At 70.2% G+C, this 22945-nt stretch carries 20 protein-coding genes and 2 tRNA genes; 5 read left to right on the top strand and 17 right to left on the bottom strand.

What is annotated here, in order from left to right; translation table 11 throughout:
- Positions 1-27: 27 nt before the first annotated feature.
- The 3 genes from thrS to QF035_RS41755 form a co-directional block, all read right to left on the bottom strand.
- Positions 28-2004, bottom strand: a complete 1977-nt coding sequence (gene thrS, locus QF035_RS41765) for a threonine--tRNA ligase (RefSeq protein ID WP_307526582.1) — start codon at positions 2002-2004, stop codon at positions 28-30.
- Positions 2005-2157: 153 nt separating this feature from the next.
- Positions 2158-3381 (bottom strand): hypothetical protein, encoded by a 1224-nt coding sequence (locus QF035_RS41760; RefSeq protein ID WP_307526580.1) that lies wholly within the window; start codon positions 3379-3381, stop codon positions 2158-2160.
- The gene (locus QF035_RS41755; protein WP_143635449.1) at positions 3378-3944 is read right to left on the bottom strand and encodes a DUF4365 domain-containing protein; all 567 of its coding nucleotides are present in this window, start codon (positions 3942-3944) and stop codon (positions 3378-3380) included. Before QF035_RS41755 ends, QF035_RS41760 begins: the two co-directional genes overlap by 4 nt.
- A gap of 168 nt (positions 3945-4112) precedes the next feature.
- Here QF035_RS41755 and QF035_RS41750 point away from each other — a divergent pair, with 168 nt between their 5' ends.
- Positions 4113-4838, top strand: a complete 726-nt coding sequence (locus tag QF035_RS41750; RefSeq protein ID WP_307526578.1) for a 3'-5' exonuclease — start codon at positions 4113-4115, stop codon at positions 4836-4838.
- Positions 4839-4902: 64 nt separating this feature from the next.
- Here QF035_RS41750 and QF035_RS41745 read toward each other — a convergent pair.
- Positions 4903-4974, bottom strand: a tRNA-Val gene (locus tag QF035_RS41745).
- Between the two features lie 49 nt (positions 4975-5023).
- Entirely contained in the window at positions 5024-5485 is a 462-nt protein-coding gene (locus tag QF035_RS41740; RefSeq protein ID WP_307526576.1) for an SRPBCC family protein, read from the bottom strand.
- A gap of 106 nt (positions 5486-5591) precedes the next feature.
- Here QF035_RS41740 and QF035_RS41735 point away from each other — a divergent pair, with 106 nt between their 5' ends.
- The gene (locus QF035_RS41735; RefSeq protein WP_307526574.1) at positions 5592-8108 is read left to right on the top strand and encodes an SCO7613 C-terminal domain-containing membrane protein; all 2517 of its coding nucleotides are present in this window, start codon (positions 5592-5594) and stop codon (positions 8106-8108) included.
- Positions 8109-8206: 98 nt separating this feature from the next.
- Here the strand turns inward: QF035_RS41735 and QF035_RS41730 are convergent, their stop codons facing one another.
- The 7 genes from QF035_RS41730 to QF035_RS41700 all read right to left on the bottom strand — a co-directional run bounded on the left by QF035_RS41730 (position 8207) and on the right by QF035_RS41700 (position 16991).
- Entirely contained in the window at positions 8207-10954 is a 2748-nt protein-coding gene (locus QF035_RS41730) for an exo-rhamnogalacturonan lyase family protein (protein WP_307526572.1), read from the bottom strand.
- Positions 10955-11063: 109 nt separating this feature from the next.
- Positions 11064-11672, bottom strand: a complete 609-nt coding sequence (locus QF035_RS41725) for a hypothetical protein (protein WP_307526570.1) — start codon at positions 11670-11672, stop codon at positions 11064-11066.
- Positions 11673-11679: 7 nt separating this feature from the next.
- Positions 11680-12576 (bottom strand): carbohydrate ABC transporter permease, encoded by an 897-nt coding sequence (locus QF035_RS41720; RefSeq protein ID WP_307526568.1) that lies wholly within the window; start codon positions 12574-12576, stop codon positions 11680-11682.
- Positions 12573-13544 carry a carbohydrate ABC transporter permease gene (locus tag QF035_RS41715; RefSeq protein WP_307526566.1) on the bottom strand — a complete coding sequence of 324 codons (972 nt, stop codon included), beginning with the start codon at positions 13542-13544 and terminating at the stop codon, positions 12573-12575. Before QF035_RS41715 ends, QF035_RS41720 begins: the two co-directional genes overlap by 4 nt.
- Positions 13544-14869, bottom strand: a complete 1326-nt coding sequence (locus tag QF035_RS41710) for an ABC transporter substrate-binding protein (RefSeq protein ID WP_373466812.1) — start codon at positions 14867-14869, stop codon at positions 13544-13546. The genes QF035_RS41715 and QF035_RS41710 overlap by 1 nt, the downstream gene beginning before the upstream one ends.
- Positions 14870-16415: 1546 nt before the next feature.
- Positions 16416-16487, bottom strand: a tRNA-Val gene (locus QF035_RS41705).
- A gap of 69 nt (positions 16488-16556) precedes the next feature.
- Positions 16557-16991 (bottom strand): TIGR02611 family protein, encoded by a 435-nt coding sequence (locus QF035_RS41700; protein ID WP_307531814.1) that lies wholly within the window; start codon positions 16989-16991, stop codon positions 16557-16559.
- Between the two features lie 191 nt (positions 16992-17182).
- Between QF035_RS41700 and QF035_RS41695 the strand changes: the two genes are divergently transcribed.
- Positions 17183-17596: an SsgA family sporulation/cell division regulator gene (locus QF035_RS41695; RefSeq protein ID WP_003959770.1), complete on the top strand. Its 414-nt coding sequence runs from the start codon at positions 17183-17185 to the stop codon at positions 17594-17596.
- Between the two features lie 285 nt (positions 17597-17881).
- Entirely contained in the window at positions 17882-18439 is a 558-nt protein-coding gene (locus QF035_RS41690) for a CGNR zinc finger domain-containing protein (RefSeq protein ID WP_307526562.1), read from the top strand.
- Positions 18440-18480: 41 nt separating this feature from the next.
- On the opposite strand, the gene QF035_RS41685 is transcribed toward QF035_RS41690, so the two are convergent.
- Entirely contained in the window at positions 18481-18633 is a 153-nt protein-coding gene (locus tag QF035_RS41685; protein ID WP_169802000.1) for a hypothetical protein, read from the bottom strand.
- A gap of 162 nt (positions 18634-18795) precedes the next feature.
- Positions 18796-19245 carry a hypothetical protein gene (locus QF035_RS41680; RefSeq protein ID WP_189839916.1) on the bottom strand — a complete coding sequence of 150 codons (450 nt, stop codon included), beginning with the start codon at positions 19243-19245 and terminating at the stop codon, positions 18796-18798.
- Between the two features lie 258 nt (positions 19246-19503).
- Here QF035_RS41680 and QF035_RS41675 point away from each other — a divergent pair, with 258 nt between their 5' ends.
- Complete coding sequence (locus QF035_RS41675; protein WP_307526559.1) at positions 19504-20028, top strand: DsbA family protein; 525 nt, start codon at positions 19504-19506, stop codon at positions 20026-20028.
- 36 nt (positions 20029-20064) lie between these two features.
- Here the strand turns inward: QF035_RS41675 and QF035_RS41670 are convergent, their stop codons facing one another.
- Genes QF035_RS41670 through QF035_RS41660 form a run of 3 tightly spaced genes read right to left on the bottom strand, consistent with a single transcriptional unit; the run spans position 20065 to position 22821 of the window.
- Positions 20065-20889, bottom strand: a complete 825-nt coding sequence (locus QF035_RS41670) for a GNAT family N-acetyltransferase (protein ID WP_307526557.1) — start codon at positions 20887-20889, stop codon at positions 20065-20067.
- A 58-nt stretch (positions 20890-20947) separates the two neighbouring features.
- A complete protein-coding gene (locus QF035_RS41665; protein WP_307526555.1) occupies positions 20948-21769 on the bottom strand; it encodes an aminotransferase class IV in 822 nt (273 codons plus the stop codon).
- The gene (locus tag QF035_RS41660) at positions 21766-22821 is read right to left on the bottom strand and encodes a chorismate-binding protein (protein WP_307526553.1); all 1056 of its coding nucleotides are present in this window, start codon (positions 22819-22821) and stop codon (positions 21766-21768) included. Before QF035_RS41660 ends, QF035_RS41665 begins: the two co-directional genes overlap by 4 nt.
- Positions 22822-22945: the final 124 nt, after the last annotated feature.

Below are 22945 nucleotides of genomic sequence, written 5' to 3'. Positions count from 1 at the left end.
GTACGGGGATCGGACCCGCGTCCGCGATCAGACCTGCACCCGCTCCTCGACCACCTTCGCGATCTTCGCGATGGCCTCTTCGAGCGGGATGCCGTTCTCCTGGGAGCCGTCGCGGTAGCGGAAGGAGACAGCGCCGTTGGCCATGTCCTCGTCGCCCGCGATGACCATGAACGGGACCTTCTGCTTCTGGGCGTTGCGGATCTTCTTCTGCATACGGTCGGAGGACGAGTCGACCTCGACCCGCAGGCCCTGCTTCTTCGCGTCGGCGGCGAACTTCTGCAGGTAGTCCACGTGCGCGTCGCCGATCGGGATGCCGACCGCCTGGACGGGCGCCAGCCATGCCGGGAACGCGCCCGCGTAGTGCTCGAGGAGGACCGCGAAGAAGCGCTCGATCGACCCGAACAGGGCTCGGTGGATCATCACCGGCCGCTGCTTGGTGCCGTCGGGGCCCGTGTACTCCAGGTCGAAGCGCTCCGGCAGGTTGAAGTCGAGCTGCACGGTCGACATCTGCCAGGTGCGGCCGATCGCGTCCTTGGTCTGAACGGAGATCTTCGGGCCGTAGAACGCGGCGCCGCCCGGGTCCGGGACCAGCGGGAGGCCCTGCTTCTCGGCGACCTGGCGCAGGGTCTCGGTGGCCTCCTCCCAGATCTCGTCGGAGCCGACGAACTTCTCCGGGTCCTTGGTGGAGAGCTCCAGGTAGAAGTCGGTCAGACCGTAGTCCCGCAGCAGGCCGAGGACGAAGGTGAGCGTCTTGTCGAGCTCCTCCGCCATCTGCTCCTTGGTGCAGTAGATGTGGGCGTCGTCCTGCGTGAAGCCCCGGGCACGGGTCAGACCGTGCACGACGCCCGACTTCTCGTACCGGTACACGGTCCCGAACTCGAAGAGGCGCAGCGGCAGTTCACGGTAGGAACGGCCGCGCGCGTCGAAGATCAGGTTGTGCATCGGGCAGTTCATGGGCTTGAGGTAGTAGTCCACGCCCTCGTCGAGCTGCATGGGCGGGTACATGCCGTCGGCGTACCAGTCCAGGTGCCCGGACGTCTCGAAGAGCTTCCCCTTCGTCGCGTGCGGGGTGTAGACGAACTCGTAGCCCTCTTCCTCGTGCCGGCGCCGCGAGTAGTCCTCCATGACCCGGCGGACGACGCCGCCCTTGGGGTGGAAGACGGCGAGGCCGGAGCCGATCTGCTCCGGGATGGAGAACAGGTCGAGCTCGCTGCCGAGCTTGCGGTGGTCGCGCTTCTCGGCCTCGGCGAGGAACTCCAGGTGCGCCTTCAGCTCGTCCTTCGACGGCCACGCGGTGCCGTAGATGCGCTGGAGCATCGGGTTCTTCTCGCTGCCCCGCCAGTAGGCGGCGGCGTTGCGCATCAGCTTGAACGCCGGGATGTTCCGGGTGGTCGGCAGGTGGGGACCGCGGCAGAGGTCCTTCCAGCACAGGTCGCCGGTCTTGGCGTCGAGGTTGTCGTAGATGGTGAGTTCACCGGCACCGACCTCGACGTCCGCGCCGTCGTCCGAAGAAGCCGAGCCCTTCAGCCCGATCAGCTCCAGCTTGTACGGCTCGTCCGCCAGCTCCTCGCGCGCGGCCTCGTCGGTGACCACGCGACGGGAGAACCTCTGCCCCCGCTTCTGGATCTCCTGCATCTTCTTCTCGACGGCCTTGAGGTCCTCGGGCGTGAACGGCTTCTCCACGTCGAAGTCGTAGTAGAAACCGTCCTTGACCGGCGGGCCGATGCCCAGCTTGGCCTCGGGGAACAGCTCCTGCACAGCCTGCGCCATGACATGAGCTGCCGAGTGGCGCAGGATGCTGAGACCGTCCTCGGAGGAGATCTCCACGCTCTCGACGGTCTCGCCGTCCTTCACCTCGTACGCGAGGTCCTTGAGCTCGCCCGCCACGCGGGCCGCGACGATGGTGCGCTCACCGGCGAAGAGCTCGGCCGCCGTAGTGCCCGTCGTCACCACGCGCTCTTCCCGCTCGGAATCGCGTTGGATGATCACACGGACGTCTGACACCGGACTCTCCTGCCTGAAGGGAAACGCGCGCGATCGTCTGGTGCACGCGTCATACAAGGGCGATCGTACCGAGCCCGGGGCACCCCTCGCGAAACGGTTCCCTCTGCCCGGCCCTCCAGCCGTCCCGCGCGCTGCACGCTTCCGCGGGGAACCTCAGTCCCCGCTGCACGCCTCCTCGAAGAAGTCGAGGTTCTCCTGCAGCGACTTCATCAGCCGGTCCCGCTCCGCCTCGTCGACCTGCACGGGCGCCACGCCGGACGCCCCGGTCAGCCGCCGGAATCCGCCCCGGCTCTCCAGCCGCCCGTGCACCCGCACCGGCAGCCCGACCAGATGGGCGTGCCCCGCTATCCGGTAGGCCTCCTCGTCGAGCGTCATCCGTACGTGCGGGACCTCGGCCCCGGCGATGACCCGCATCCGTACGCTCCCGTCGCCGCGCGGCCCCGACCTGCGCATCCGCACCACGGCTCCGGTGATGCGCACGGGTACGGAGGGCTCCTCGCGCAGATAGCGGGCGCCGGCCTCGCGGAGTGCGGGCAGGTCCCCGGGCGAGAACTCGACGGGTTCGGCGGGCGTCGCGCACCCCTCGGGCACCCCGGCGGCGGGCGCCCACTCGACGGCGATCCGGGCGCCCTCGGTGCCGCGCACCAGGGACGCCAGCGCCTCGGTGAGCTCATGGCTGACGCCCGCCCCGACGGCTCCGTCGAAGGCGTCCATGCCGCCGGTCGCGCGCTTGTAGTCGATGGCCTCGCGGACCGCGTACAACGCCTGGTGGAGGCGGACGGCGAGCGGCCGGCCGGTGGCGACCGGCACGAAGGCGGTGAGCCGGCGGCCGCCGGGGGCGGCTCCGACGAGCACGTTCTCCAGAGACGTGGCTGCGGGCCTGCGGTGACGGGCTCCGTAGTAGCCGGCGCGCGCACGGGCGGCGAGGGCGCCCGCGAGGAGCATCTGCCGTGCCGCCGTGCGCAGTTGCTCCTCGACGGTCCACGGCGAGACGCCGACGGGGCCCGTCGGCACATCACGCCACCAGCGGATCTCGTCGCTGGGCACGGCGAGGCCGACCAGGACGTCACGGGCGGAGGGCGACGCGCTGCGGGACAGCGCGACGAGGGCTTCGGCGAGAAGGTCCTCGCTGTCGGGGAAGGCCCGGCTCTCCGGTACCAGCAGGCTGGTACCGGAGCCGCCGGGCCCTGGTGGGGTCCAGCGGCCGTACCGTCCGGGGGCTCCGCCGCGGCGCTGCCAGCCGTGCCGGTGCAGGAGCGCACCGAGGACGGCCGGGTCGACCTGGTCGGGCCGGGGTGGCTGGTCCCACAGGCCCGGTGTCTCGACGGGGTGGGGCCTGACGGGGCGTAGGGGCTCGTCTGTTGGGCGGTGCGTCACGGTCTGCCTCCCGTTCCGACCCGCGTCATGATCTCGCAGAGCGCGCGGTCGTCGAAGACGCGAGAGGTCGGAATCCGCACGGTGGTCCTGCGCCGGCCGGTGATCCGGTGTCCGGCGAGGTTGATCCAGTAGCAGCAGTGCCGCAGATCGAGGCGGTCATGGCCGGCACGCAGCCAGTCGTCCTGTGATCTGGGCACCAGCATCACGACCAGTATTTTGTGCACCGAGACCGGGGTGCGGGCCAGCTTCTCCAGGTGGGCGTTGTCGAGCGTGAAGGAGAAGGCGGGGCCCGGTGGGTTCGGCGGGATCTGGTACGTGCACTTGAGCTGCACCTTGATGGTGACTTCGTCGTCGACCGTGTGCCCGGGGGCGCTGTGGCTGACGTGCCAGTCGATGCCGTTGTCCGGAAAGGGCTGGGACAGGGAACAGCCCGCGGCCGCCGCGACCGCGTGCAGATAACCGACCTGCAGTGTCTCCATGCACGCCGTGGTGGCCAGTGAGCCTCGATGCGGTGCCGTCCTCTGGGGCAGCAGCCCGCCCTGCTCGGGCTGCGCGAGCGCCATGTCCAACAGCCTTCCGAATCAGGTGAATCCCCGCTGCGGGCCGCTGAACTGCAAAGACCCGTACCTCTGTTGTCTCCTTCCGGCGTACGGCGCAAACAGCCCGGGTATCACAAAAAGGGCAGGGGACGGCGCGTCAACTGCCGAAGGTGAACGAGGAGTTGTGTGCGTATGACGTGCTGGTACGAGGGCCCCTTGACCGCGTTCGACACCGAGACGACGGGTGTGGACGTGGAGACCGACCGGATCGTGTCGGCCGCCGTCGTCGTCCAGGACGCTCCCGGAGGCCGCCCGCGTGTGCGCCGCTGGCTGGTCAATCCGGGAGTGCAGGTGCCCGAGGGCGCCACGGCGATTCATGGGCTGACGGATGAGCATCTCCGGCTGAACGGCCGCTGGCCGTCGCCGGTGATGGACGAGATAGTCAGGGAACTGGCCGAACAGAGCGCGGCGGGCCGCCCGCTCGTGGTGATGAACGCGCCCTTCGATCTGACGCTCCTTGACCGGGAGTTGCGCAGGCACCGGGCATCCTCCCTGGACCACTGGTTCGAGACCGTGCCGTTGCGCGTGCTCGACCCGCGGGTCCTCGACAAACACCTGGACCGCTACCGCAAGGGCCGCCGCACGCTCACGGACCTCTGCGCGCACTACGGCGTGGAGCTGACGGGAGCGCATGACGCGGCGGCCGACGCACTGGCCTCACTGGAGGTCGTACGGGCGGTCGGGCGCCGTTTCGCGACACGGCTGGAGCGGCTCTCGGCGGCCGAGCTGCACACGCTGCAGGCCGTCTGGCACGCGGCCCAGGCGCGCGGTCTCCAGGCGTGGTTCGCGCGCAGCGGCACGGAGGAGGCGGTCGATCCGGCGTGGCCGCTGCGCCCCGAACTGTCGGCGGCGGCCTGAGCCGCATCCCGTCGGCAGCGACACAAAAAAGCCGGTCCGTCTGTGACGGACCGGCCTTTCCCGGTGGGCGATACTGGGTTCGAACCAGTGACCTCTTCGGTGTGAACGAAGCGCTCTCCCACTGAGCTAATCGCCCGGGAACGCACTGAACAATACAGGTCTCCTCGCGTTTCCTTCAAACCGCTTCACGGTTCGCGCGAAGGGGTGCCCCGGAGGTACGCGACCAGCCCCTTCCGCCCGGCCCGCATCATCAGCGCGTGGTTGGCGCGGAACGCGGGCCGTCCGGGCACGGCGAGCCGCCTCAGCAGCGGCTTGGTCACCCGGACCTCCTGGTCGTAGCGGGCGCGGGTGCCGGTCCCGTCGGTGGCGAGGGTCCACCGCGCCCAGCCGTCCACGTCGCCGGTCATCGCGATCTCCAGGACCCCGGCCGCCGGGTCACGGCGCACCTCGCGCCCCGTGAACACCAGGTCGTACGGCAGCACCGAGCGGATGCGGACGACGCCACTGATCGCGTCGAGGGGTGTCACCTCGCGCACCTGGGGCCACCAGCGCGGATAGCGTTCGGCGTCGGCCAGCGCCTCGTAGACCTCGCCACGCGGGGCGGCGAGCCTCCACAGGCTGCGGAAGCGGTAATGCGTCCAGTCCATGCGCTTCATGGTCCGAGTCTGCCGGTCCGCGGCCCGGTCCGGGCAGAACCGGCACGTCCGCGCCCCGGGGTGTCCGGATCTGAGTACGACCTGAGTACGTGCGCTCATGCCGCACGGCGTGACCCGGACCACACTCCGAAGCATGACGAACATTCCGCCACCGGCCGAGGAGTTGCGGATCCTCGACCACGAGCTGCGGCAACTGGACGCGCGCAGGGCCCAACTGCTGGCCCGTCGGTCCTGGCTGCTCGGTGTGCTCCGGTCGGCCAAGACACCGGCACCGGCCTGGGGCCCGGCCCAAACGCCGGCCATCTGGTCGGCGCCCGCACCCCGCTCCCGGCGGCCCGAGGCCACGGCTCCCAGCGTGCAGAACGTGCTGCTCGTGCTCGGCGGCGTCCTGCTGACCGTCGCGGCGATCGCGTTCACGCTGGTCAGCTGGGGGCAGTTGGGCATCGCGGGCCGGGCGGTGGTCCTGGGCGCGGTCACCTTCGCCGCGCTCGCCGCACCCGTGCCGCTGCTGAAGCGCGGGCTCCGCTCGACGGCCGAGTCGGTGGCGGGCCTCGGCCTGGTGCTGACGGTGCTCGACGCCTACGCCCTGCACCAGGTCGCCCTCCCGAAGGTGGACGGCACCGGGTACGCGGCCGCCGCGACGGCGCTCCTGGCCGTGCTGTGGGCGGCGTACGGACGCTCGCTCGGCGCCCTGCGTCTGCCGCTCCCGGCGGCGATGGCGACGGCCCAACTCCCGCTGCTGCTCTGGGTCGTGGCAGCCGGTGCGGGTCATCACGCGATCACGGCGGCGCTGCTGGTGACGGCAGCGTTCGACACGGTCGTGGCCCTCTCGGTGTCCGTGCGCTCCGTACGTGTCGTCGCCGCCGTCGGCGCGTACGGGACGGGCGCCTGGGGCCTTCTGGCGGCCGGCTGGCTCTCGTGGGAGGCCACCGGTCCGAGCGCCGCCGCCCGTGCGGCGGCGCTCCTCGCCCTCGCCGCGGCGATCGCGCTGGGGGCCGCGTGGCGTGCTCCCGCCGCGCAGGCCGCCCCCGGTCTCGCGTCGACCGGCGGCCTGATCACCGTCGCCGCGGCGGGCGGCGTGCTCCGCTCGGTGCTGCCCGACGCCTGGACGGTTCCGGGCTATCTGCTGTGCGGCATCGCGTTGTTGGCCGTACGCGGCACCTGGCTGCCGGAGTCCGTACGCCGTGGCCTGCCGTGGTCCTCCGCGGGCGTGCAGGCCCTCGCCGTGGCATGGACCCTGCCCCTCGTCACCGTGGTCCTCGTGGGCCCGGCCGGCTGGGCGGAAAACGTGTGGTCCGGTGCGCCTTCCGACGCCCGGGACGCGGTGACGGTCTCCATGCCCTGGCCGTCGAACACGGAGACGGCTCCACTGGTGCTGGCCGCGGTCGCGGCGGTCCTGGTCCTGACGTTCCGGGGCGGGCCGCACCGGTCCGTCGCCCTGAGCGGTGCGCTCGGTCTGGCCTGGGCCTCTGTCCTCGTCCTGCCCGCCACTCTCGAACTCCCTTACCCGGCAGGCCTGTTGATGCTGGGCGTAACCACTGCCGCCACCTTGACGGCAGCGGCGTACAGCCGTCATGCACACCCGACCGACGACGGCCCCACAAGCCCGACAGAGCCCCCGGCATCGGCCTCAAGCCCGGCCAACACCCGCCCCTCCCCCATCACCCTGACCACCCTCGGCCTGGCGCTCCTCACCTCTCTCCACCTCGTCGCGCTGTCCCTCGCCGCCGAGGCCGCCACGCTCGCCGTCCTCGGAAGCCTGACCGCCCTCTTCGCGGCGGCAGCCGTGTGGCAGAAGCACGAGATCCGGGCCGTCTCGGCCGCCGCGTCCCTCGCGTACGCCGCCGCGCTGGCCTGTGCCACAGGCGCGTCGCTGGACTGGCAGCCGCACCACATCGCGCTGCTCGTGCTGGTGGTGCCGGCCACGGCCGCGCTCCTCGCGGCCCGGCTCAAGGACGCGACGCCGACACTGGCCGTCGAGATCACGGGAGCCGTCGCCGCCCTGTTGGCGATCGACCTCGCGGCCCTGGAACCGCCCGTGCTCGCCCTCGTGCTGGCCCTGTGCGGCGTGATCGCCGCGGGCACCGCGGTCCGGCCGGACCGCAGGCGGCTCGGCTATGTGGCGGCAACCCTGTTCGTACTGGCCACCTGGGTCCGGCTGGCTTCCTGGGAGGTCGGCTCGCCCGAGGCGTACACCCTGCCGGTGACCGTACCGGCGCTGGTCGTCGGGTTCGTCCGCCGGAGGCGGGACCCGGGGACCTCGTCCTGGACGGCGTACGGGCCCGGTCTGTCGGTGACCCTGCTGCCGAGCCTTCTGGCGGCATGGGGCGACCTCGACTGGCTGCGCCCGCTGCTCCTCGGCACGGCTGCTCTCCTGGTCACCCTCGTCGGCGCCCGGCAACGCCTCCAGGCCCTGCTCGTCCTCGGCGGCGGCACCCTCGCCCTGGTCGCCCTCCACGAACTGGCCCCGTACATCGCCCAGGCCATGGGCGCCGTACCGCGCTGGGCACCCCCGGCCCTGGCCGGCCTCCTGCTCCTCGCCCTGGGCGCAACATACGAACAACGGCTCCGAGACGCCCGCCGAGTCCGAGAGGTACTGGGCAGAATGCACTGAGGGACGCGCCCCGTCAGGGGGGCGTCCCTCAGGGGCGCGGGGAACTGCGCGCTCAGCCACAACGAACCCGCAGACAACCCCGCGTCCCCAGTGGAACGTCACGGCATCTTGTCGCCCACCAACGCCAGATTCTGAATAGCCGCCAACCCGTACAACGCCGTCGTGTTGGTCGAGACCCACGACGCCTCACGTCCCGAAACCAAGCCGGTCGGCCCGTCGACCTCCTTCGTGGACCAGTCCGTCGACTCCTTGTAGTCCCACGTGTCGGCACTGTTGTAGAACTGCCGCCACGCCCGCGCGGCGAGCGCGTCGTCGCCCAACTGGACGGCGGCGTACGCGTCCTGCCGCGCGTGCCCCTGGAAGAGCAGCAGGGAGCCGAAGTCGGAGCCGTAGCGGGCCTTCTGCTCGGCCTTGGTGGCGTTGAAGTAGCGGCAGTAGTCGAGCCACGCCTCCTTGAACTTCGGCATGTCGATCTGGTCGAGGAGTTCGGCGTTCAGCTCGACCAGACCGAACATCGCCGAGAGATGCGAGACCCCGACCACGGCCTTGTCGGCGACGGCGAACTTCCCGGTGTCCAGGTCGTACAGGGCGCTGCCCTGGACGAACCCGTTGGGCTGGGCGGCGATGGTCTCCATCGTCGACAGGACCCGCGCCTTCGCCTTCTCCCACTTGGGCCCGCGCCGCTCCCACTCGGTGAGCCAGGCGGAGACCAGACCGCTCCAGTCGGTGCCGAAGCCGATCGAGAGCGCGTTGCGGTCCGGCTCGTACGGCTCGGTGCGGATCTTGCGGATGGGGTCGAGGACGAGGAACGTCTCGTCGGAGTCGACGTTGGCGTGCATCAGGTCGCCGACGCGCTCGTCCGCCGTGAGGAAGTAGTAGTAGCGCCGGTAGGTGGTGTTGGCGATGCGCTGCTGCTTGGCGCTGTCCGCGTAGTGCTGGACGCCGTGGCGGGTGCCGAGGCCCGCCCACTTGCCGAGGTGGTAGACATCGACCTCGCCGGTGTGGCGGGTCATGGCCTCCGCGAAGCGGAAGATGTCCGCGCGCCCGGAGCGCATGTACGCGAACCACAGCCACAGGTCGGGCGAGAGTTCGGAGTTGTCCCAGGCGTAGCCGCCGACGTCGTAGCACCACTGGTGGCGGCTGGGGTCGTAGCTGTGCATGATGTCGCCGTAGTCCCAGAAGCCGTACCAACGGCGCATCTCCACCTGGTCCTTGTAATAGGTGAAGAGGAAGTCGAGGTGGTCCTCGATCTTCGCCTTGGCGGCGGTGGAGCGGTCCGGCTCGGAGAACAGCTTCCCGAACACGCCCGCCTTGATGAGGTGCTGGGGCGGGGCGGCGAGCTGCGCCGGGGTGCGGACGGCCTCCACCTGTTCGGCCATCGCCTCGGCGCTCGGCGTCGACTCGTGGGCCCAGAAGAGGAGTTCGCTGGTGCGGGCGATGCCGTAGGGCGTGCCGAACTCCGGCTCGTAGTCCTCGTAGGTGATGTTGAGGCCTTCGAGCTGTTCGGGGTACGTGTCCTGGCCCATGCCGTCGTGATAGAAGCGCAGGTCCATGGGCTGCGCCTCGGGCGACCAGAGCCACATGGTGACCTCGGCCTCGTCGGTCTGGGCGTCGCGGATGTCGAGCTGGGCCGGGAACTTCTCCCAGAAGTCCCGCAGCCCGAAGGCGAGTCCGCCGCTCGCGCCGCCGACGTACCCGAAGCCGCTCGCCCGCCGGCCGCCGCCCGCGCCGATCCAGCCGTGGCCCTTCTTGGTGCGCTTGCGGACCGAGAAGCCGTCCGCGGACAGCTGGGAGAGGGTGTAGTCGCCCCACTCGGGGATGTACTGGAGGCGGGTGGTCACCCGCTGGTCCCAGGTCGACGGGTCGGGCAGCTTCTTGCCCTCGAACTGGGCCGTCCGCACGGCCGTGCCCGGGTCCCGGCGCAGACCGGTGATGCCCTTGACCGCCTCGCGCAGCAGACCGGTGCCCTCTCCGCCGATACGGATGTGCCGGTCGTACGCGGCGTCGCGCATCGGCACCTTGAACCGGACGCCGATACCGCGGATGAAGTCACCGCTGGCCTTCCCCGGCTCCTGGGTGCCGTCGAAGGTGATCGTGTGCACCATGCGGAACGACTCGGCGCCCGCGTAGAAGTAGAGCCGGACCGAGAAGGGCAGCCAACTCCGGCTGCCCTTGCGGTGCTTGCCGTCGATACGGACGACGGCACGGACGGGCCCGTCCTGCTCGACCTCCACCTCCGCGATGACGCTCTCGAACCGCTCGTACTTCTCCGCGCCCTGGTCGCCGTCCTCGATCTCGGGCTGCCGCAGCAGCACGAGACGGCCGTCCTTGGCGATCTCCGTCGAGCCGCGCAGTACGGACTTCACCAGCGTGGAGCCGCTCTTGCCGATCCTCGCGGTGATGACACCGGTGGACACGTCGATGGAGCCGCCGCGCTTGTCGACGGTCACCTTCTTCGCGGGCGCGGCGGGCGACCCCGCGGCGAGCGTGAGCCTGCCGCTCCCCGCCCCCGGCCCGACCGCGTGCGCCGTCCACTTCAGGGAGCCGTCCGGCCAGTAGCCGATCGGCCAGGACTGGACGGGCACCTCCTTGCCGTCGCCGTCGGTCAGCGCGAACGTCTGCTCCTTCTCGTACGCGCCCTTCGGCCAGGGCACGCCCACGGTCGAGCCGGGGGCGGCGCCGAGGCCGCCGTCCTCCAGCCAGTCCAGGGTCACCGGGTCCGCGTCGGCGGCCTCGGCTCTCGGCGCGGCCTGCGCCTCCTGCGCGCCCAGGGCCCAGCTGAACTGGGCGGCGGCTCCGGCGACGGCGGCCGCCTTGAGGAGGGACCTACGGGGGATGGGAGACATGAGATGCAGCCATTCCTTTCCGTGCGGGGAAGTCAGGGGCATGACAGAGAGAGGCGCGGCGACGGGCGCCGACCTTGTGTACGCGTGATGGGTGTTGTTGGACGATCGCTCAGCGGTGCCGGCCGCGCTCCTCCACGGCGAGCGCCGCCGCCGCGACGGCCCCCAGCACGGGGACCGCCAGCGGCAGGACGACCCAGGCGGAGCAGGCCACCACGGCCACTCCGCCGACCAGCAGGAACGACCCGGCGGGGTCGAGGACGGTACGGCGCCCTGCGGCCCCGAGCAGTTCCCGCCAGGACGCGCCGGGCTCCCAGACCGCCGCCGCGCGCAGCCCCGCGACGACCAGCCCGATCAGGGCGAACAGACCGACGGCCCCGACGACCGGGCCGCCCGGAATCCCGGCACGCACGGCCTGGACGTCGACCCACACCGCGAGGGCCGCGGCCCACCCGGTGAGTCCCGCGATCCACCCGCCGCGCAGGGCCGACCGGTAGTCCGCGACGAACTCCCGCCAGCCGCCGCCCAGATGGGCCGTGCGCCGTCGAAGATGCCGGGATCCGGCGGCGAACGCGGCGGGATAGGTGACCACCGGCAGCGAGGCCACCGCGATCCACACCCCGGTGAGCAGACATTCGGCGAACAGTGCGAACCGCTCGGCGAAGGCCGATTCACGCCTGGGAGCGGCGGCCGTACGTGCCTTGGTGCGCGTCTGGGTCATGACCGGCTCAGCCCTTCAGCCCGGAGGTCGCCATGCCGTCGATCAGGTACCGCTGGAAGGCGAGGAAGAAGGCCAGCACGGGCAGCAGCGCCACCAGCGACATGGCGATCATGCCGCCGTAGTTGGCGACGCCCTCCTGGTCGCGGAACATCATCATGCCCAGCGAGACGGTGTACTTGCCGGGCTCGTTGAGGTAGATCAGCGGGCCCATGAAGTCGTTCCAGGCGTTGATGAAGGTGAAGATCGCGCTGGTGATGAGCGCCGGACGGCAGAGCGGCAGCACGATCGACCAGTAGATCCGCAGATGCCCGCAGCCGTCGAGCCGCGCCGCCTCGTCCAGCTCCTTCGGCAGGTTCCGCATGAACTGCACCATGAGGAAGACGAAGAACGCCTCGGTGGCCAGGTACTTGCCGATCAGCAGCGGTACATAGGTGTTGATGAGCTCCATCTTCTGGAACATCACGTACTGCGGGATGAGCAGCACGTGGTACGGCAGCAGCAGCGTGCCGATCATCAGCGAGAACATCACGTTGCGCCCGGCGAACCGGATGCGGGCGAAGGCGTACGCCGTCAGCGAGCAGGAGATCAGGATGCCGACGACGGAGCCGAGCGCGTAGAAGAGGGAGTTCTCGAAGAACGTGGCGATCGAGATGTCCGCGATGCCGTCGGCGAGCCCCTTGAAGTTCTGGAGGATCGGGCTGGTCGGGAAGAGCTGCAGACTGCCGATGATCTCCCGGCTGGGCTTGAACGAGGCGCCGAGGACCCAGATGACGGGATAGAGGACGACCGCGAGGACCAGCAGGGCGCCGAGGTGCCAGGCGAGCGACCCGGTCCGCCTGCGCCCGAGGTCCAGCGACCTGCGCGGGGCGGTCGGGGTCGTGGTCGGAGTCGTGGTGGTGCTCATCGGGAGGCCTCCTCGTAGTGCACCCACCGCTTCTGGGACCAGAAGAGGACCGCCGTCACCAGCGCCACGGCAAGCAGCAGCATCCAGGCCATCGCGGAGGCGAAGCCCATCTGGGCCTCCTTGAAGCCCTTCTGGTACAGGTAACAGGTGTAGACGAGCGTGGAGTCGGCCGGTCCGCAGGTGGCGTTGGAGACGACGTACGCCGAGCCGAAGATCTGGAAGGAGTGGATGGTCTCCAGCAGGACGTTGAAGAACAGCACCGGCGAGATCATCGGCAGGGTGATGCTCCAGAACCGCTTGAACGGCCCGGCGCCGTCCACCTCGGCCGCCTCGTACAGCTCCTTGGGCACCTGCTTGAGCCCGGCGAGGAAGATCACCATGGGCGCCCCGAACTGCCAGACGGTGAGCGCCACCAGGCTGTAGAGCACCCAGTCCGGGTTGCCGACCCAGCCGCCCACGTCCCAGCCGAAGAACGACTGCGTACGGTCCACGACGGCGTCGTCGGAGAACAGCGCGCGCCACACGAAGCCGACGGAGACGCTCGCGCCGATCAGCGACGGGGCGTAGAACGCGGCGCGGTAGAAGGCCTGCCCGCGGCGGCTCTGCGCGAGCAGCAGGGCGACGCCCAGCGCGAGCAGCAGCTTCAGCGGGGTGCCGATGACGACGTACTTCGCCGTCACCTCCACCGACTTCTGCCAGCGCGGATCGTCGAGCATCTTGGTGAAGTTGTCGAGGCCGATCCACTTCGGGGAGTCGAAGAGGTTGTAGTCGGTGAACGCGAAATAGAGCGAGGCGGCCATCGGCCCCGCGGTCAGCAGCAGAAAGCCCGCGATCCACGGGGACATGAAGAGGTAGCCGGCCAGATTCTCCCGGCGGCCCCGCCGCTTGACGGCGGCGGGGGGACCGGGACGCGCCTGAGGGGTATCCGGCGGAGAGTCCTTGATGAGCGTCGTCACTGCTGTTCCCATCAGGCGGCAAGCGCGGTCTCGGCCTCGGAGAAGAACTGCTTCACCGCGTCGGAGACCTTGGTCTTGCCCTGGGACAGGTCACCGGCGATGCGCAGGAACGCGGCTTCGACGGTGTCGGCGCCCGCCGGGTGCGGAGTGATCGTCCCGAGGACCCCGGCCGCCGCGACGTCCTCCTCGTACTTGGCGATCGCCTGGTTCGGGGCGTCGGTCGGCTTGTACGCGTCGAACTGCTCGGTGGTGGCGAGGATGCCGCGGTCGTAGCCCATGATCTTGCCGACCTCGGGGTCGTGCACCATGAAGTCGATGAACTGCGCGACCTCCTTGGGGTGCTTGGTCCGGGCGGAGCCGCTCAGCATGAGCGAGGAGAGGTACTGGCCGGTCTGCTTGCCGTCGGTCGTCGGGATCGGCGCGAGCCCGTACGTGCTGTCGCCCTCGGTGGCGTAGCGCACGGTGAAGTTGTCCCAGGTGAACTCGGACGCCGCGTCGCCGGAGGCCAGGGAGGACTTGGGCTTGTTCTGCTCGACCTTCTTCGGGTCGGTGATGATCCCCGCCTTGACGCGGTTGTAGCCGTCCTGCCACCACTCCGTCAGGTCGGCCTCGTCGAATCCGAGACCGTCCTCCGTGAAGAACGCCTTGCCGTTCTGGCGCAGATAGAGGTCGTAGAGGTACATGATCCCGAAGTAGCCGGTGTCCCCCGCCACCTTCTGGCTGTCGTGGATCTTCTTGAGGGCGGCGAAGTACTCGTCCCAGGTCCACCCTTCCTCGGGCTTGATCCCGGCCTTCTCGAAGACCTTCTCGTCAAGGACGAGTGACATCGTGTTGGAACCGACGGGTATACCGAGCAGCTTTCCGTCGACCTCGCCGACCTTCTCGACTCCGGCGCGGAAGTTCTTGAGGCTCAGATTTCCCGCGTCCACTTGGGACTTGAGATCGAGGAGAACACTTCTCTTGTCGTACTTCCGCAGATATGCCACCGCGTTCTGGAATACGTCCGGGGGATTTCCGCCCGCGGCCTGCGTCTGGAACTTCTCCCAAAAGGCCACGTAATCCTGGAAGTCCGTCTTCACCTTGATCTTCGGGTACTTCTTCTCGAAGAGCGCGATGGTCTGGTTGATGCGCTTGGCCCGCTCCTCCGCGCCCCACCAGGCGAAGCGGATCTCGACGGTTCCGTCTCCCGATCCACCACTGTCTCCCCCGCAGGCCGTCGTCGTGGCCAGCCCCAGCGTGGCCAGCGACGCTCCGGCCGCCTTGAGGACCGTCCGCCTCTCAACACTCCCGTTTTCTCCCACAGTCGGGCCTCCCCGCGACGTAGCCGTCCGCTCCATGAATCGTTTCAAGTAAGCGCTTGCTGGCACAAGGTACGGAGGGTCTTAGCGGGCGTCAATGATTCGGACAGGAATCGGTGTGAACGGGGTCGCCGGCGCGACGGCCTGAACTGGGGTGATGTGGCGGGGTGTTGGGCGGGAGTGCTGGGCGAGTGTGCAGGTGGGGCGGGGTTGGTCGGGTGGTCGAACGGGGTTTGGTGGGCTGGATTCGGGAGGGGGTGGAGTGAAGGTTGGGGGTGGGGAGTTGGTGGGGTGGTGGGAGTCGGGGGTGGGTGTCGGGGGCGGGGACCTGCGTGGGTGCTGATGGCGGGGCGTTCGGGAGGCTGGCTGGTGGCGGGGCGTTCGGGAGGCTGGTTGGTGGGGGTGGCTGGTGTTTGCGTGTGCCGGGGGGCTTGAGCAGGCATGTTGCTCAGGTGAGGGCGGCTTGTGTGGGCTTTCGGGTGCGGGTTCGTTGTGGCCGGTCGCGCAGTTCCCCGCGCCCCTGATGGGGCTTGGTGTGGGGCGGGATGTCAGGAGGGGCGGTCGTGCGTGGGGTGGTGGGGTGGCTTGGGTTGGTGCGCCGGGGGTGGGGAGTTCACGGTGGCTGGGCCGTGGGGGACTCCGGTCGGGCGTCCATTGCGCCCGGGAGTACCCGGCAGGCATCCACTTCAGGATGACCGCGGTCGGGCGCCCGGCCCTCGGAAACATGGCCGGGCGGCTCCTCAGCGGGGCCCAGACTCGGCGCCCATCGCATGACCGCAGGCTGACGCCCTCACCGGGGAGCCGAGGCCGACGTCCGCTCCGGGAGACCCGAGCCCAAGGTCTGCTCGCCAGAATCACAGCCAAGCGTCCTTTTCGGAGGCCCGGGCTCAGCGTCCGCCCCTGGAGGCCCGAGCCGGCTTCCGCTCCTCAGGATCGCGTCCGGGCGTCCGCTCCGAGAAGCCCGGACCAGCGTCCACTCCGGGAAATCTCGTCCGCGTACCCTCTCGGCGACGCCCGGACTCAGCGCCCACTCCGAGAGGTCCAGGCCCCAACGCCCACTCCACGAAACCGCAGTTCAGCGCCCTCTCCGCAGGCGCCGACCCAGCGCCACTCCGCGAGGCCACAACCGGGCACCTCCGTGAAGCCCGAGTTCAACGCCGCTCGCGAAACCATGGCCGGGCACTCCCACCACGAAGCCAAAGGTCAGCGTCCAGTCCGCGGCATCTCAGGCGGGCGCCGTCATCGGAGAGGCCCAGACCAGCGCCATTTCGCGGAATCGCAGCCGGGCGCCGCCACCGAGACGTCTGGGTTCAGCGCCACTCAACGGGGTCGCTGTCGGGCGCGCTCGCCGAGAGGTCCCAACCAGTGCCCTGCACGGGGAACCCGGACACACATCCGTCACAGGGAATCCACGTAGGCGTCCGCTCCGAACCCTCCGGTCGGCCACGTACCGGAACGCCCGCTCCAGCCGGCCACGTACCCGGGGTGCAGGTGGTGGGCCCTCGGCATGCCGCGGACCCGGGCCGAAACGGCGATTGGCGGCCGGATCCACGTGCTCTGTGGATCCGGCCGCCAACCGGCACGGTGGGCGATACTGGGATCGAACCAGTGACCTCTTCGGTGTGAACGAAGCGCTCTCCCGCTGAGCTAATCGCCCGGGCGCACGGAGAAGATTACCCCATGTCAGGGGGTGCCTCCGACCGCCTTCGAAGGATGCGGAGGGCTGCTACTCCTTGATCTTCCACGGCATCTCGAAGCCGAACTTCCAGACGTAGATCCCGACCAGCACCGCGATGATCACCAGCCCGACGGACGTCAGGATGATGTTGCGGCGCCGCACCTTGGGATCGAGCGCCTTCTGTGTCGCCTCGGTCACCTTGCGCTTCGTCCAGCGGAGCACCAGCTGGGCCCAGACGAACTCGGTCGCCCAGATCGCCATGCCGCCGAAGATCACCAGCCACCCCGGTCCGGGCAGCGGCAGCATGATCACGCCGGCCACGACGACCGCGAGGCCCACGATGAACACGCCCACCTGCCAGCTCAGGTGCAGCGCCCGTCGCGCCTTGATGAATTCCGGCGCACGGGATCCGAGCGCCGGCTCGCTCTTCGCTCCGTCGGCCGCCGCGACGGCCTCCCCCGTTTCGTCACTCCCCGTATTCATACGGCCAAACCCTACCCGACGGAAACCGGTCACCGGAATGGTGGTACTCCGCGAACGAGCACTCGGCCGGAAGAGGTACCTAAAGACACGCAAAACACTCAGAGGGGTTTACAACGGCACCGTAGGTGGCATGTCGATTTCGCCGACGTGCGAATCCCCGAGCGCACACTGAGCGAAAGGCCCTGGCGCTTATGAACACCACGGTCAGCTGCGAGCTGCACCTGCGCCTCGTTGTGTCGAGCGAGTCCTCACTGCCTGTTCCCGCAGGACTGCGGTATGACACGGCCGATCCCTACGCCGTGCACGCCACCTTCCACACCGGAGCCGAAGAGACCGTCGAGTGGGTGTTCGCCCGCGACCTTCTGGCCGAGGGCCTGCACCGGCCCACCGGCACCGGCGACGTCCGCGTCTGGCCGTCGCGCAGCCACGGTCAGGGCGTCGTGTGCATCGCCCTGAGCTCTCCGGAGGGAGAGGCCCTGCTCGAGGCCCCGGCGAGGGCCCTGGAGTCGTTCCTGAAGCGAACAGACGCCGCCGTGCCCCCTGGCACGGAACACCGGCACTTCGATCTCGACACGGAGCTCTCGCACATCCTGGCCGAAAGCTAGGACGAGACTCCGCACCAAGCCGCCCGGCGCCGTCCACTCGGGGAGACGGCTCGGGCTCAGACAACCGCATATGGCGCATGCACAGGCGCCGCCACCATGGATGTTCATGGTGGCGGCGCCTGTGCATGCGCCTGCGCAGACGTCCGTGGCGGTCCCGCGCGGATGCTGTCGGCCCGTGCCCGGAGGCCGTCCGCCGGGACTGAGCCCGTCCCCCGGGTCGGTAAGCGGCTAGCATCGGCCAGCATCGGCGGGCAGCCGCCCGACCCCCAGGCCAGGGAGCGAAATGTGCTGATCACCCACGACACCCGGTGCGCCCTCGACGCCGTGGTAGATCTGGTGAACACCGCACCGGAGGACGACACGGCGGACGGGCTCGCAAACCTCCCAGCCCTGCACGATTTCGTACGGAACCACGACATCAGCGATGTCGGCACCCTGTCCGAGCTCGATCTCTCGGCGGTGCGCAAGATCCGCACGCGTTTCGCCGGAGTCTTCGCGGGCACGGATCCCCGGGCCGCCGCCGCGCTCATCAACGAGCTGGTCGCCGCCGCGGGCACCACTCCGCGTCTCACGGATCACGACGGCTACGACTGGCACGTGCACTACTTCGCGCCGGGCGCGTCCGTCGCAGACCATCTCGCCGCCGACTGCGGCATGGCCCTGGCGTTCTTCGTGGTGGCGGGCGAACAGGAGCGGCTGCGCCGCTGTGAGGCACCGGACTGCAGGCGCGCCTTCGTCGATCTCTCCCGCAACCGCTCCCGCCGCTACTGCGACAGCCGCACCTGCGGAAACCGTCTGCATGTGGCCGCCTACCGGGCGCGTCGCAAGGAGGCGGCGGGCTGACGGAGTCCTCGGCGGGTGGCGCCAGGGACTCCGCGTACGGCTCAGAGCAGCAGCAGATCGTGCAGCGAAGCCATGAGCAGCAGACAGCCGATCACCGCAAGGAAGATCATCAGCGGTGGCTGGGAAAGCGCGAAGAGACAACCCCGCGGCTCCTCGGAAGGGGCAGCGGTGTCGCTCTGTGTTGTGTCCAGCATCTCGCGGCGATGATGGCGCAGCGGACTGGCCCTACGCGATCAACACGCCCGGATTATGGGGGAGTTAGCCGAAATCCGTGACACAGCGGTCCACGATCTGGGATAGGTGCCTGCAGCACCCGAGCAACTGTGTCGTTTCAGAGCGTCATATGCCGTGCCGTTTCATATGCCGTGCTTCTTGAGGATGGCCTCGATGTCGCTGAAGTCCTCCCCCTGCTCGGCCTTGCGGGGCTTGGCGGCGGGTCGGGCCGCCTGGCGGGTGGCCGGTGCCGCGCCGAGCGAGGGTGCCGAGGCCGCGGGGGCCACCGCCTCGCGCTGTGCGGCCCGGGCGGCCTTGCGCTCCTTGCGGGTCCCGCCGGTGCGCCGCTCCACCGCGCGCGAGGTCATGAAGAGCAGCCAGGCCCCGCCGAGCACTCCGAAGCCCGCCCAGGCCATCGGGCTGAAGGCGGTCTCCGCCGCCCATTCGACGGCCCCGGTCATCACCAGACCGAGGGGGACCAGCGAGTACGCGGTGAGGCGGACCGCCATGAGGAAACGCTTGCGGTACGCGGTGACCGCGGCGATGCCCAGGCCGGCCGCGGCGACAGCGGAACAGACGGTCTCGGCAATCATCCGGTCCTCCAGACATGGCTGGGGCGAGCAGGGTCAGATTCGTCCCTTCCATCCTGCACCGCCCGCTGCCCGGTATGCCATGGTCCGGGCAGACCTCAGGGACATCTCCGGGTCGGCTCCTCCTCAGGGCCCGGCCCCCGTACGCGATCAGGAGTGGTCCGGGGTTCGCTCAGGGGCGGAAGGTCCCGGTGGCGGTAAATCCCCGTGGCGGAAGGTCCCGGTTGGGCCGCTGGAGCCTCGGCTGGAAGACTGAGACTCATGAGCGACTCCTCCCCCGCACGCCCCGCCGCCCCCGTCCTGGACGTCTGGTGCGAACTGCAGTGCCCGGACTGCCGTGGCGCCCTCGACGACCTGCGCGCGCTGCGCGCCCGCTACGGCGACCGGCTGGAGCTGCGGCTGCGGCACTTCCCGCTGGAGAAGCACAAGCACGCCTTCGCCGCCGCCCAGGCCGCCGAGGAGGCCGCGGAACAGGGGCAGGCCTGGCCGTACGTCGAGGCGGTGCTCGGGCGCGTACAGGAGCTGGACCGTAAGGGAGAACCCTTCCTGGTCGAGGTGGCCGGGGAACTCGGCCTGGACGCCGAGGAGTTCGACACCGCCCTCATCGACGGCCGGCACATCCTGATCGTCGACGCCGACCAGGCCGAGGGCAAGGCCATCGGCGTGACCGGCACCCCGACGTACGTCATCGACGGCGAGCGGCTCGACGGCGGCCAGAGCCAGGAGGGGCTGCGCGAGCGCGTCGAGGAGATCGTGGACCGGCTGCTGGCCGAGCAGAAGGCCTGACCCCCGAACCCGCGCCCGCTGGAGGCAGACGTACGGCTACAGCAGGTTCTTGTAGAAGTGGTAGGTGGTCGTCTCGTAGCCGAGTGACTCGTAGAGCCGCTCGGCCGGGGCGTTCCCGTCGAAGACGTTCAGGCGGATGCCGGGGTGTCCGGCGGCGATCGCCTGCACCTCCGCCAGGAGCATCAGCGAACGGCCGTGGCCCCGGCCGCGATGGCGCTCGTCGGACTCGACCTCGTAGACGAACGACCAGCCGTCGCGCGCGCCCAGCCACAGCACGCCGACCGGCGTTCCCTCGTGTTCCAGGATGCTGAAGTCCATGCCCGCGCTGCCGATCCCGTCCGGCAGCGAAGTGGCGTGGTCCCGCTCGGACTTGGCGCGGGCCTCGGCCTCGGGCACTCCGCGGGTGATCCAGTCCTTGACGTACTCCTCCTTCGCCCGCTCCTCCCAGGGCCCGAACTCGGCCTCCGTCATGGGGCGTCCCAGGCTGCCGACGGGCAGTTCGGGCGGCGTGTCGCCGAGCCGCTTCTCCATGTGGCGGTTGCGCAGCACGTAACCGAGGGCCGTGGTCAGCCGCAGTGCGGCCGTGGCCGTGGCGGGCACCGACGCCTCGATCCGCGTACAGCCCCAGCCGCGCGCCACCTCCTCCGCGGCGAGCGCGGCCACGGTGCCGCGGCCACGTCCGCGGTCCGGTTCGTCGATGCCGAGGTCTTGGATCCGGGCGACGGACGGCCCGGAGAGGGAGTTCGCGGCGAGGTGTATCCCGCCGACGGGGCGGCTGTTCACGCACACCGTGTAGTGCCGTGACAACGCCCCGTCGGCGTCGCGCTGAAGCGGCTCGGTCGGCCGCAGGGTCGTGGTCATCAGGGGTGTTGTACCCGTCCGCGAGGCCTACGTCATCCGGTTAAGTGCGCGGGTCCTGTCAGGGATCGAGGTCGTCGCCCGCCCGCTCGTAGAAGATCCGCATCGCCTTGGCGGTCACCGGGCCCGGTACGCCCGGCAGTTCGCGGCCGTCGGCCCGGTGCACGGCCTGCACATCGCGCAGCGACGAGGTCAGGAAGATCTCGTCGGCCCGCTCCAGGACGTCCAGCGGCAGGTCGGTCTCCCTGGCGCCCGTCCACTCGACGGTGAGGGCCCGGGTGATGCCGGCCAGGCAGCCGGAGGCCACCGGCGGGGTGTGGATCTCGCCGTCGAGGACGACGAAGACGTTCGAGCCCGTGCCCTCGCAGAGCTGTCCGACCGTGTTCGCGAACAGCGCCTCGGACGCGCCCTGTTCGCGCGCGCGGGCGAGGGCGACGACGTTCTCGGCGTACGAGGTCGTCTTGAGGCCCGTCAGCGTGCCGCGCTCGTTGCGGGTCCACGGCACGGTGATCACGGCGGTGGAGTCGGGACGCCGGGTGGACTCGCCGAGGGCGACGACCAGGGTCGGTCCGTGCTCCCCGCGGTCGGAGCCGAGCGGCCCGTGGCCCCCGGTGTACGTGATCCGCAGCCGGCCGAGCGGCACCGGGTTGGCCTCCAGGACGGCCGCGCAGGCCCGGCGCACCTCGTCGTGGTCGGGCTCGGGCAGCCCGAGGCCGCTCGCCGAGCGCGCCAGCCGGTCGAGGTGGCGGGTGAGCGCGAACGGGCGTCCGTCGACCGCCTTCACGGTCTCGAAGACGCCGTCGCCCACGGTCAGCCCGTGGTCGAAGACGGAGACACGGGCCGATTCGCTGTCCTGCAGCCCGCCGTCGAGCCAGAGCTTCACCTGTGGGTCCCTTCACTTGCGTCGTACGCCCCTGGGTACACCCCCGACGCTACAGCGAGCAGTCGCGCGGCTTTCAGTTCGGTCTCCTCCCACTCCCGGTCAGGGTCCGAACCCCAGGTGATGCCCGCGCCGGAACCGAAGCGCAGCACGCCCTCCGCCCGGTCGATCCAGAAGGTGCGGATGCCGACGGCCAGCTCTCCGGTGCCGCGGTCCGCGTCGACCCAGCCGATGCCGCCGCAGTACGGGCCCCGTGGCGCGGTCTCCAGGGCCTCGATGATCCGCAGGGCGCTGGACTTCGGCGCACCGGTCACCGAGCCGGGCGGGAAGGCCGCGGCCAGCAGTTCGGGCCAGCCCGCGCCCTCGCGCAGTTCGCCCCGGACGGTGGAGACGAGGTGGACCAGCCCGGGGTGCTTCTCGACCACGCACAGGTCGGGCACGGTCACGCTGCCCGTGGCGCACACCCTGCCCAGGTCGTTGCGCACCAGGTCCACGATCATCACGTTCTCGGCGCGGTCCTTCTCCAACAGGTCCGCCTCGGTCCGCCCGGTGCCCTTGATCGGGCCCGACTCGACCACCGCCCCGCTGACCCGGAGGAAGAGCTCGGGTGACGCGGTCGCTGTCTCCACGTCGTGGCTGGGCAGGCGAATCGTTCCGGCATACGGTGCCGGGTTGCCGCGCGCCAGCAGGGCGGTCAGCGCGTCCACGTCGGCGCCGGGCTCGACGGGCGCGGACAGGACCCGGCAGAGGTTCGCCTGGTACAGGTCACCTGCCGCGATGTGCTCCCGGATGCGCCGGACACCGGCCGTGTACGCGGCGCGGTCGAGCGACGACGTCCAGTCACCGACCGCCGGACCGTGCCACTCCCCCGGCACCGGCGAGGGGACGGGCTCCCGTCGTACGTCCGCGAAACGGGCACAGACCAGCCGCCCCTCGAAGTCGGCGCTGACGGCCCAGAAGCCACTGGAGTCCAGGGCCGCCGGGTCGCTGGTGACATCGAGGAGACCGGTCGCGACGATGTTGCCGAAACGGGCGAGAGCTGGGAGGTCGTGCACGGCTGTGAGTCTATGGCGGGTGACCCGCGGGTGCCCCGGCCGTGTCCTGGAGCGGGCGTAGCGCAGCACGCTGCACAAACGCGTTTTTGTGCTGGCCCCGGAATCCGCTAGAGTTCAACACGTC

Source organism: Streptomyces umbrinus (assembly GCF_030817415.1).
Classification (GTDB): Bacteria; Actinomycetota; Actinomycetes; order Streptomycetales; family Streptomycetaceae; genus Streptomyces; species Streptomyces umbrinus_A.
Note: the sequence above shows the minus strand (reverse complement) of the source record. Positions and strands in the feature narration are given on the sequence as shown.